General features: G+C 41.7%; 12 protein-coding genes. 5 read left to right on the plus strand and 7 right to left on the minus strand.

Annotated features, from left to right (window positions below):
* Positions 1 to 16: 16 nt before the first annotated feature.
* The 5 genes from rpoZ (at position 17) to bfr (ending at position 4187) form a co-directional block, all read left to right on the plus strand.
* Complete coding sequence (rpoZ, locus tag FTV34_RS07875) at positions 17 to 298, plus strand: DNA-directed RNA polymerase subunit omega (RefSeq protein WP_004650579.1); 282 nt, start codon at positions 17 to 19, stop codon at positions 296 to 298.
* Positions 299 to 515: 217 nt separating this feature from the next.
* Entirely contained in the window at positions 516 to 2621 is a 2106-nt protein-coding gene (locus tag FTV34_RS07880; RefSeq protein ID WP_180069844.1) for a bifunctional (p)ppGpp synthetase/guanosine-3',5'-bis(diphosphate) 3'-pyrophosphohydrolase, read from the plus strand.
* A gap of 75 nt (positions 2622 to 2696) precedes the next feature.
* A complete protein-coding gene (locus FTV34_RS07885; RefSeq protein WP_005233608.1) occupies positions 2697 to 3080 on the plus strand; it encodes a RidA family protein in 384 nt (127 codons plus the stop codon).
* Positions 3081 to 3301: 221 nt separating this feature from the next.
* Positions 3302 to 3496, plus strand: coding sequence for a bacterioferritin-associated ferredoxin (locus FTV34_RS07890; RefSeq protein ID WP_004787097.1), 195 nt, complete (start codon positions 3302 to 3304; stop codon positions 3494 to 3496).
* Between the two features lie 226 nt (positions 3497 to 3722).
* Positions 3723 to 4187, plus strand: coding sequence for a bacterioferritin (gene bfr / locus FTV34_RS07895; protein ID WP_180069848.1), 465 nt, complete (start codon positions 3723 to 3725; stop codon positions 4185 to 4187).
* Between the two features lie 55 nt (positions 4188 to 4242).
* Here the strand turns inward: bfr and FTV34_RS07900 are convergent, their stop codons facing one another.
* The 7 genes from FTV34_RS07900 to FTV34_RS07930 form a co-directional block, all read right to left on the minus strand.
* The gene (locus FTV34_RS07900; RefSeq protein ID WP_180069851.1) at positions 4243 to 5880 is read right to left on the minus strand and encodes a PglL family O-oligosaccharyltransferase; all 1638 of its coding nucleotides are present in this window, start codon (positions 5878 to 5880) and stop codon (positions 4243 to 4245) included.
* Positions 5881 to 5970: 90 nt separating this feature from the next.
* Entirely contained in the window at positions 5971 to 6705 is a 735-nt protein-coding gene (tfpZ, locus tag FTV34_RS07905; RefSeq protein WP_180069856.1) for a TfpX/TfpZ family type IV pilin accessory protein, read from the minus strand.
* A 61-nt stretch (positions 6706 to 6766) separates the two neighbouring features.
* Positions 6767 to 7303, minus strand: coding sequence for a pilin (locus FTV34_RS07910; RefSeq protein ID WP_180069859.1), 537 nt, complete (start codon positions 7301 to 7303; stop codon positions 6767 to 6769).
* 211 nt (positions 7304 to 7514) lie between these two features.
* The gene (locus FTV34_RS07915) at positions 7515 to 8075 is read right to left on the minus strand and encodes a TPM domain-containing protein (RefSeq protein ID WP_180069862.1); all 561 of its coding nucleotides are present in this window, start codon (positions 8073 to 8075) and stop codon (positions 7515 to 7517) included.
* Positions 8069 to 9058: a YgcG family protein gene (locus FTV34_RS07920; RefSeq protein WP_257226139.1), complete on the minus strand. Its 990-nt coding sequence runs from the start codon at positions 9056 to 9058 to the stop codon at positions 8069 to 8071. The genes FTV34_RS07915 and FTV34_RS07920 overlap by 7 nt, the downstream gene beginning before the upstream one ends.
* A 91-nt stretch (positions 9059 to 9149) precedes the next feature.
* Positions 9150 to 9740, minus strand: a complete 591-nt coding sequence (locus tag FTV34_RS07925) for a LemA family protein (RefSeq protein ID WP_180069891.1) — start codon at positions 9738 to 9740, stop codon at positions 9150 to 9152.
* Positions 9741 to 10013: 273 nt separating this feature from the next.
* On the minus strand, positions 10014 to 11435 hold the full coding sequence (locus FTV34_RS07930) for an FAD-dependent oxidoreductase (RefSeq protein WP_180025542.1): 1422 nt from the start codon (positions 11433 to 11435) through the stop codon (positions 10014 to 10016).
* Positions 11436 to 11491 lie beyond the last annotated feature (56 nt).

An 11491-nucleotide genomic window follows, 5' to 3' on the forward strand; every position in this document is an offset into this window, starting at 1 on the left:
CAAAACGAGAATTCTTATGGCACGCGTAACCGTTGAAGATTGTTTAGACCATGTAGACAACCGCTTTGAGCTTGTACTAGTGGCAAGCAAACGCGCGCGTCAATTGGCACGTCAAGGCATTGAACCAACTGTGGAGTGGGACAATGATAAACCGACTGTAGTTGCTTTACGTGAAATCGCTGCAGGTCATGTATCAAAAGATATTTTGAAACAACGTGATCAAGATTATCAAACTTCAAGTTTAGATCTTGCTCTTTCTGCAAATAATCTAAATTTAGATGGTTTTTCTTTCCAATAAGAATAAACCATTCCAAAAAGCCTAGTTTTAAACTAGGCTTTTTTTGTTCTGTGGCTTTTATATTTTGCGCAGAACGGTTATAACATAAGGGTTAGCTCTAAAGTCAGTGTAAATTTTTCACTTGTTGATAAGAAAAAACTGACCCACTTTATGTTATACATTTCATACGAGCTTTCTCTGTTTTATTTGTTAAAAAATCCAGTTTTAAAGGTGTTTTATGCCAGGCCCACAGGTCAGTGAAGCTAAGCAACAGTTAAAAATCATCATCGACGCGTACTTAAGTGAAAGCGATGTCGAACGTGTGCTTGCGGCCTGTGATTATGCCGATATTGCCCATGATGGCATTACCCGTAAAAGTGGTGAACCTTATATTCTGCACCCTATCGCGGTGAGCTGTATTCTGGCCCATATGCGTCTGGATACTGAAACCTTAATGGCAGCGCTGCTGCATGATGTCATTGAAGATACCGACTTCAATAAAGATGACATTACTGAAAAATTTGGCAGCACGGTTGCAGAGCTGGTTGATGGGGTCACCAAGCTCAGCCATTCTAGTGATAAGGAATATAATAAAGCAGCCTCTTTCCGAAAAATCCTGCAAGCGACTCTACAGGATCCACGTGTCATTATTGTGAAACTGGCAGATCGCTATCACAACATGACTACGCTGGAAGCATTACGCCCGGATAAACGTGCCCGTATTGCGCGTGAGACCTTTGAAATTTTCGTTCCAATGGCACGCTTGGTCGGCATGAACGAAATGGCTGATAATCTGGAACATCTGTGTTATCAGAATCTGGATCTGGATATGTACAACGATGTTCAGGCTGCCCTTCTGGAGACCAAGCCTAAACGCTGTGAATATCAGGCCAAGTGGGAACAGAAACTTAACGAACTACTACAGCAATATGCGATTGAAGGTCGAGTTAAAAAGAAAAATAATAATATCGAACTATTACGCCATTTTGTAAAAAATGATATTGATCTGCAGGAACTTACGCATAGCCACGCATTTGAAATTATCTTACAGAGCATTGCCGACTGCGATCGCCTAGCCGATATCCTGACTGAGAGTTTTACGGTTCAAAATTATCAGGACAATATTCGTCGCCCCCTTCCGGGCGGCAACCAGTCTTTAACCATGCGCTTAAAAGGCGAAAAGACTACCCTGTCGCTGACTATTCAAACTGAACTAATGCGCAAAGCTGCACGCTTTGGTGTTGTTCTTGGTGAAAATGCCCCTCAGGCCTGCCGCTCTGCTATTCAGGCATCTATGCAAAATCTGAACGTATTGGTTGATGGCGAATGTGCCAAAACCACGTTCAGCGAATTACTGGATTATCTGCATCAGGAAAAAATTTGGGTTTATACCCCTCATGGTCATTTGCATGAGTTGCCGCAAGGTGCGACTGCTGTAGATTTTGCCTATGCCGCCAGCCTGTTCCTCGGTAACCATGCTATTGGCGCCAAAATTAATGGTGAAACCAAGCCGCTTTCTACGCCATTATTGAGTGGTCAGGTCGTTGAAGTCATCACTGATGTTCTTGCAACCCCAAACCCAGATTGGCTCAGCTTTATTAATACCCAAAAAGCCCGTCGTGCGATTCAGAATATCCTGCGCGATCAGGACATTGATGAACAGCGCCTTGTGGGTCAACAGGCCCTCAACCGTGCCTTAAAACTTTTCCAGTGTTCTATTCGTGATCTGACCGAAGCTGACTGGAAAAATGTACTGGAATGGCGTCATGTTCCGACTAAAGAGCAACTATTTGAACAGATTGCTGTAGGTGACTTATTACCACAACTGGTTGCCAACCATTTATTTGCACATGACCAGCATCAAAATGCGAATAGTTCAGGTCGTCTTATTCAAGGTACAGAAGGTGTAGATGTTAAATACGCCCATTGCTGCAACCCGGTACTTGGTGATCCAATTCAAGGTCATCTGACTCGTCGTGGCTTAATTGTGCATCGTGCCCGTTGCCATAATTTATTGCAGGAACAACATATGCATCCTGAAAATATTATGCCTCTACAATGGACGATCGAAGATCTGGATGATGTCAGCTTTACTGCCTATCTCTGTATTGATCAAGCCATGGACGATGAACAGATTTCTGATCTGATTTATCAATGTCGTAAAGGCCATACAGGTGTAGAGATGGTGCGTAATTATGATGGCAAAACTTATGTAAATATTGTGGTGCATAACCGTAAACAGATTGCCAAGATTATTCGTGATTTACGCATGCATTTTGGTTTTCCACGTATTACCCGCTTAGAACAGCCGCTCAATATTGCTGAAACCTCTAAAGCCAGTTAATCATTTAAAACGATAATGCTTTTGTCAGTTGAATTGATCTAATATGATGTATGTTGATGATAAAAGGAGAAATTGATGTCCCGCCAAGTGATCCATACTGAAAATGCCCCAGCTGCCATAGGCACCTATTCACAAGCAATTCTAGTCGGGGATACGCTTTATTTATCCGGCCAGATTGGTCTGGATCCATATAGTATGGAACTGGTTGAAGGCATCGAAGCTCAGATTCGCCGTGTGTTTGATAACCTGAAAGCGGTTTGTGAAGCAGCGGGTGGCTCATTAGCTGATATTGCAAAGCTAAATATCTTCTTAACCGACCTTTCTCATTTTCAGCTCGTCAACCAGATTATGGGTGAATACTTTGCTCAACCTTATCCAGCGCGTGCTGCCTTAGGTGTTGCAAGTTTACCTAAAGGCGCTTTAGTTGAGATGGATGGTATAGTCGTTATCAATCAATAATTTATAAAAATCACCAAATCTCCAGCCTGCAATATTTAATTCTAAATTATAAATCGCTCTTGCGCAGAAATCCGAGTAGCACTCGGATTTCCGCTCAGGTGGTATTTTTTTATCTGAATCATCAATCATTATAAAAAGCATTTTCAAATGATTTTTATTGACAAACGATAACAATTATCAATAATATCTCTTATCTTATTTATTCACTGTGGTTGTATCCTATGTACGTTTGTCTATGCCGTGGCATTACAGATCAAGACATTAAAGATGCTATTGCAAATGGCGCCGAAAGTTACCGTGATGTACGCGAAATGCTTGATCTAGGGACGTGTTGTGGTCGTTGTGCTCCTGAAGCCCGTATGATCATCAGTGATGAAATTTCCCAGATTGCTGCCCGGCTAGCGGTTGCTGCCTAAAGCGGATAACGATAATTATAAAATCAATGGTCTCGTATCATTACTCCTCCCCCGCCTCTGACTCTGGCGGGTTTTTATTGCTGTATATTTCACCTGAAGCTTTTTGATTGCGATTTTCATTTGCAGTTCAATAAATTACTCGCCATTGCTCGCTCGATTGATTTAAGATAAGTTAATCAAAAACCCATAGCGATAAATGGGTCAACAGGCTATATGGAGTGATACGATGAAAGGCAATCGTGATGTAATTAATCAGCTGAACCAGGTGTTGTATCACCACCTTACAGCGATTAACCAGTATTTCCTGCATTCACGCATGTTTAATGACTGGGGCATTGAACAACTCGGCTCGGCTGAATATAAAGAGTCGATTCGTCAAATGAAACATGCTGACAAAATTATTGAACGTATTTTATTTTTAGAAGGGCTGCCAAACTTACAACACTTGGGCAAATTGTATATTGGTCAGCATACTCAAGAAGTACTGCACTGTGATGTACGCAAAGTAAAAGAAAATATTGAAGTCATTCAGCAGGCTGTAGCTTTGGCAGAAACACAGATGGATTATGTGACTCGTGACTTAGTGCGAGAAATTCTGGAAAAGGAAGAGGAATATCTGGACTGGACCACAACTCAGCTAGATCTCATCAAAAGTATTGGTATTGAAAACTATATTCAAAGCCAGCTTTGATTTCTTAAAGACATAAAAAAGCCATCATGATGATGGCTTTTTTATTGAGCTGAAACTATTTCGGCATATCTTTAATAACTTCATCATAGTTCAGTTCAGTTTTTTGAATCGTATTCAAACGCCAGAGCTGGTGATGTGCCTCTTTAATATAACCATTATAGGCCAGTAAACGAATATATTTTAGCAAGTTGTATTTGGTTGGATAACTCACCACCAATTTTTCATGTTGATGGATTTCGTCCTGACTCATCTTGGTATAAGGATCTACCCGGATCCAGTCAATACGATGATTAAATTCCGTCAATAAGAAAATTGGTTTTTGATTGGTGATTTTTTCGGGTTGCTGTTCATAGCGAATGCTCTGACCGAGTTTTGGCACAGCAGTATCATAATCCCGGTAAATGACTGCAATTAAAATAACACCTGTAATGAAGATTAATTTCATCAACCATGCTGGCATGACAAGCTGCTTAACCATATCAGCTCGCTGCGCTAGTACTGTACCGATAATAAAACCCACTGGTAACAAGAAATAGGCATAATGCTGTGGAAACTCAAACATGGCATGTGTCAAAAAAGCCCCAATCATCAAAATTCCGATGACAGATTCTGGCGTATTCACCCAACGTTGTAACTGATAGCCCAAATAACCAAAGTATGCCAAGAAAGGCAGACCGATGATCAGTCCATTCCAGAGCAAAAAGTCCAGAATAAAATTATGTGCACTACGAACCCAGACCGGGCCTTGCACGGTATCACTAATCGAGACAAAAGCCACACTGGTCTGATACCAACCATAGCCAAACCATGGCTGCGCCTGAATGGCTGCCAGCATCTGCTGCCAGATTGCGAGGCGTGACATATCGCCGGTGGCACGCGCTACCACATCCCTGCTTTGTATGACGTCCGTATCCATTGCCTGTGCAGCCAACTGACTGAGTAATGGAAAAGCCACAATACAGGAAATAAAGAAGAGGAACCAAGCAATACTGTAATACCATTTCAGGCGAATAATGCCTTTATATTGATAGAACGCCAGATACAACATGATCGCGATCGCAGCCACCCATGCAGTACGTGACTGACTTAGAGCTACCCCCATAATAATGACTGCAGCGCAGGCAAATAGCCATTTGGTCTGAATTTTTTTCTTTTCATATAAGTAAAGGCAGCTCATCAATGCCATGACTAAAAAAGTTGCCATATTATTCGGCTGGGCGAAGTTCGCATAAGGCCGCTGGTTGCCACTAATATTTACCATACCTGGCAATATTGAATCCAGATTTGTCCATTGGCAAAGTGCGATCATGCCTGTAACCGTACCTGAAGCCAAAAACACATAGCTAAGATTGGTAAAAGTTTCTTCCCGGTTATAGTTTCCTGTAGAAAAGTTATAGCCAAGTACACTTGCCAGCCAAAAGCTAAAAACAAAAATAAAGCCCATCATGGCGGTGCTAAAGAAAAATACTTGGCCTGCTAACAACTGGATCAAAGGAACACACGTCAGTGCTAATAAAGGCAAACCAATAGTAGGTAATTTAATTTTTTCTTTTAAGAAAAAAGCTGTAAGGGCAAATAATGCAAAAAAAGCATACAGCTCACCCGTGTAAGTAACCCATGGACGGTAATGTACGGGTATGAGCCATGCGAGGGAGATAAAGATACCGGCTAGAAGCAAGAGGAAGAATTTCATGGAAATATCAGACGGTAGAAGTTGGGCACATGATATACAAAAAGCATATGGATAGATAATCTACTTTTTGAAATATGTTCTAAGACTTAATTAATCCCAAGGACGTAAATTAACAATTTTTACGATATCACCTTTAGCATCAACTAACACCACTTGGTCTTGCTGCTTTGCCCGCAGTGGAATATACGCTTGACTATTTGGGTATTTTTTTAAGATTTCATCTACATCTGCACGGGAATTAAATTGGTTTAATTCTTGAAGTGAGTGTGCATTTCTTAATGCCACAGTCTGTACTTGCTGATAACTCACATAGCGTGAGGGTTGCATACTTAAAGTCAACCCAGAAAATATCGCATTAGATAAATCCTCTTGACGTTGTGTATTGTCTTTGGATAATTCAATCGCCGCCACTTGAGCAAAAAACTGTGGTGGCGTTGTAAACTCGTTCTGTTTCGGGATAGTTTCAGCAATGTACAGGTCATTGTTTTGGATTAATTCGAAACGATCTACACTATGTACAATCCATACCGGCCGTGCATCATATAAACTAAATACCCCCCACCCCAAAGCTGCCAACTGTAATATAACCAAGAAACTTAAATCAAATTTAAGACTTGACTTGTTCGGTCTGTACACCAAAAAGGTTATACAAGGTCCTATAACTATCACCGTCAACAGTATTAACAACGCAATAGACCAAAAGCCCACAGCTTGTGCCAATGGTGCAGCATAACTTCCGCAGTAAAACATCGCAATGATACAAGTAAAGATCACTAAACTCAGTAGCATATGCCATAATGTTGCTTTGAGCTTAACTTTAAACATAGCACCTCTTTTTTTGCATAAAAAAAGCCGATATTTATCGGCTTTTTTAATTCAAACTAAATTATTTACATTCAGAAGGAACATACTTTGCTGGCATAGTTCCACGCACTACTGCAGCTGTTAAGCCACGTGACACACCAGTGGCAGTACCTGCTGAGCCACAAGCCCATTGCAAAGTCTCCCCATTACTAACTGTACTTGCACTAAGTGGAGCAGCCGTGGTACCACCAGCAGCAACAATATAAGGTACCAATTTAATAGTTTTTCCCTGAGCTTCAGTCGGAAGACTAGCATCAGTAGATGAAGTAATCACAATAGCACCTGTATTACGAGTACCGACGACACTTGCAACATATTTACTTGTTACCGGAGAAGCAGCAAGACTAGTGACGGCACCATTCACGCCAACAATACCACCACTTTGAAAAGCTTCACTAATTTCAGCTTTAGCAGCAGAACCGACACTTAACATTTCTGTAACTTTGGCACGTACAGTATAGTTTTGATAAGCAGGAATCGCTACTGCAGCCAAAATACCGATAATTGCGACAACAATCATTAATTCAATAAGGGTAAAACCCTTTTGTACTGTATTCATAACATTCTCCACAAATGTTTTTTGTTTATTTATAAGCTTAAAGAAATAGCTCATTTAGCTTAATTTTATAGTTAGCACTAAGTGTGCCAAGTTTTATTATAATAAAATTGAGATAAAAAACAGCAGTTTAAAAAAATATTTTTATTTTTGTAATTATTATGTTTTATTTTGTGTAACTAACTGACAAAAAATGTCAGTTAGTTGACTAAAATCACCCCAGAATAATCGGTTTATTCACTAATTCATTATCTTTATCTTCTATTTGACGATCATAGTACTGATCTAAGACCTGTCCAATCTGCTTCACCCCTTCAATCACGCCTTGTTTAAACTGCTTTTGCTTTAATAATTGAACAATATGCTGACAAATCTGATCCCAAACTTGTTGAGTTGTCGCCTGTTTGATTCCTCTATCAATCACAATTTCAACCTTGTGCTCGCAGAGGTTCAGATAAAGTAGTACACCACTATTGTATTCGGTATCCCAGACACCGAGCTCGGCAAAAAGTTGTCGAGCTCTACACAAAGTATCCTGATAATAGGCTGATCGTGCGGATAAGCATCCCTCGATTACGACCTGAATCTCTCCTACATGACCATGCTCTGCTTCTTCAATAGCTAGTGCAATGGCATGTTGATCCTGCTTGGAGAAAAACCGCTTGGTTGCAGGCATATAAAAGAAGTGCTTAAGCCAACGTTTAAAACTTGGTTGAGCATGTTCTTCCAGTTTAGGCTGTGTGACAATATCTGTTGTATCTGTAGTTGTTACCATGAGCCTGATGCTCCTCCCCCACCAAAACCACCGCCGCCGCCGCCGAAGCCGCCGCCTCCAAAACCACCACGTCCACTACCACCGCCACGACCTCCACCTGCCATAAAGGCATGCAGGATCAACTGAGCAAGTGAGGTCACGAGTAAAAAGAAAACTCCAGCACCAATTAATAGGCTAGCGACCAATCCCATGCCATTGACTAACCCGGCTGCAGTTCCAGCCACTGCAGCAGTGGCTGCACTCAACTTTCTGCCAAAGATCATGGAACCAATAACACCAGCGACGATAATAAAAATAACCGAACCAAAAGTCGCTTGAGATGCTTGCTGCGCTTTATAAGCCTGCTGCTGACGCTCTTTAAGCTCAGCCGCTGCTTGAGCTGCAATTTCTGGATCCAGATTTAGAATACGCTCTATTTCTGCCAGCCCAGCATCTATCCCTTGTGCATACTGACCCTGCTTAAACAAAGGTGTAATTTTGTTATTAATAATCCGTCCAGCCACAATATCCGGCAGAACGCCTTCTAACCCATATCCAGTTAAAATCTGGATACGATGATCATTTACTGCAATGGTCATTAACAGACCATTATCATGTTCTTTTGATCCCAGTTGCCAGCGATCTGCCACACGCATGGAATAGTCAAAAATATCTTCCTGACCCGTGGTAGGTACAATCACTACGCCGATCTGAGCCTTACCAGCCTCATAGAGATTAATGATTCGTTGACTAAGTTGCTGTTTTTCTGCTGCCGTTAATAAATTTGCCTGATCAATGACTGGCTCATTCATGCTGGGCAAGTCGCGCTGAACCTGACCTTCTGCCATATCATTGGCAATTTGGGGCTGCGGTGCTGTAGCTGTAGGTTCCACATTTTGATCTGAAGTATTCGTTTTAGGCTGCAAAATTTCACGTGCAACAATGACTTCTTCTGTATCAGTTGCCGTTGCTGTTTCACTCCAGGCAGGATTCATCAGGCTCATAATGAGGCTGAGAAATATACCTATATAAAGTTTTACAGCGCTCGTATGCATCATTACAGCCACCTTATTAGCAGATTACCCAAGATCAAGCTTAGTCAAATGAAACCTTAGGTGCCTGTTGCGCACTTTGCTCTGCACTAAAATTTGGCTTGGTATCCATCCCAATAACTTTGGCTGTCATCACCTGCGGGAACTGACGTGCATAAGAGTTAAAATCTTGTACAGTCGTAATATAACGGTTACGCGCTACCGCAATACGGTTTTCAGTACCTTCAAGTTGTACCTGCAGATCGCGGAACTGCTCGTTGGCTTTCAAATCAGGATAATTTTCGGTCACCGCCAGTAAACGTGACAAAGCACTGGTCATTTGTGCCTGAGCTTCCTGATAACGCTGGAACAGTTCAGGATCTTCCAGCACTTCACGATCGACTTTCAAACCTGCAACATTAGCGCGTGCCTGAGTCACTTCAGTCAATACCTGCTCTTCATGCGCCGCATAGCCTTTGACAATATTCACCAAATTCGGCACCAAGTCAGCACGACGCTGGTACTGGTTTTGTACTTCGGACCATGCTGCAGTTACAGCCTCATCCTTAACTTGTAAGGTGTTATAGCCACAACCTGTAAGCGTCAGGGTACTGGCTAACATCAGAGCAATGAAAGATTTTTTTAATACAGGGATCATCTTTTATCCTCAATTCTTTATTGATATTTATTTAATTAATTTGATTTTAAACATATTTTTCCTAGTTTTTGTTAATTTTTATAATTTTTTACTTTTATCGTTTTTATTCCTTCTGTTCTGCTTCAGAGCTACGAATTAATATTGGATATATTGATAAGTTTAAATCCATATTTATTATAACTACTTAGAACTAAGCTGAATAAATTAGTAAAATGAAAAAAAATAAAAAACCCGCCGTAGCGGGTTTTTTAAATAGAGGATTAAATTAGATTAAATATCAAGGTAATCGAGAATACCTTCTGCAGCCTGACGACCTTCCCAGATCGCAGTCACCACCAGGTCAGAACCACGGACCATGTCACCACCGGCAAAGATTTTTGGATTTGAAGTCTGGAATTTATATTGCTGCTGCTCGGCTGCAAGTACGCGACCTGAACCATCCAGGTTAATTTCTACATCAGTAAACCAGTCTGCTGGGCTGGTACGGAAACCAAATGCCAGCAATACTGCATCTGCAGGTAGAATTTCTTCTGAACCTGGAATTGGTTCTGGGCTACGGCGTCCACGGCTGTCTGGTTGACCCAGTTGAGTCGTTACCACTTTTACGCCAGTCACTTTACCATTTTCACCCACGATTTCGATAGGTTGACGGTTGAACTGGAATTCCACACCTTCTTCACGCGCATTTTTTACTTCACGACGTGAACCCGGCATGTTCGCTTCATCACGACGATAAGCACAAACCACTGACTCAGCACCTTGACGGATTGAAGTACGGTTACAGTCCATCGCGGTATCACCACCACCCAAGACAATCACTTTTTTGCCTTCAACACTGATGTATTCGGATGGATCTTTTTCCCACCCCTGGCAACGGTTCACGTTAGCAATCAGGAAATCCAGTGCATCATATACACCATCCAGATCTTCACCAGCAAAGCCACCTTTCATATAAGTGTATGTTCCCATACCCATAAAGACAGCATCATAGTCAGCGAGTAACTGGTCGATAGTAACATCGGTACCAATTTCAGTATTCAGACGGAATTCAACCCCCATACCGGTAAAGATTTCACGACGGCGTTTCATCACGTCTTTTTCCATCTTGAATTCTGGGATACCGAAAGTCAGCAGACCACCAATTTCAGGACGTTTATCAAATACAACTGGCTTCACACCATTACGTACCAGAATATCAGCACAACCTAGACCTGCAGGACCTGCCCCAATAATAGCCACTTTCTTATCAGTCCATTTCACATGAGACATGTCTGGACGCCAGCCTAGAGCGAAAGCGGTGTCATTGATATATTTTTCAGCATTACCAATGGTGACTGCACCAAAACCATCATTTAAGGTACAGGCACCTTCACACAGACGGTCCTGAGGACAAACACGACCACAGACTTCTGGCAAAGTATTGGTCTGGTGACAAAGTTCTGCTGCCTGGAAAATACGGCCTTCTGCCAGTAACTTCAACCAGTTTGGGATGTAGTTATGAACCGGACATTTCCATTCACAGTACGGGTTACCACAACCTAGACAACGATGTGACTGATTTGCAGCCACTTCTGTTGTGAAAGGTTTATAAATTTCCACAAATTCTGCTTTGCGGACGTCAATCTCTTTTTTCTCTGGATCTTGGCGTGCGACATCCAGGAATTGAAAGTCATTATTTAGGCGCTCTGCCATCTCTCTCTCCGTGGGTAGACCCAAGGCTTTATTCGCATTACCTTAGGTCTGCCTAT

It is taken from the genome of Acinetobacter sp. YH16038 (genome assembly GCF_013417275.1).
Lineage (GTDB): Bacteria > Pseudomonadota > Gammaproteobacteria > Pseudomonadales > Moraxellaceae > Acinetobacter.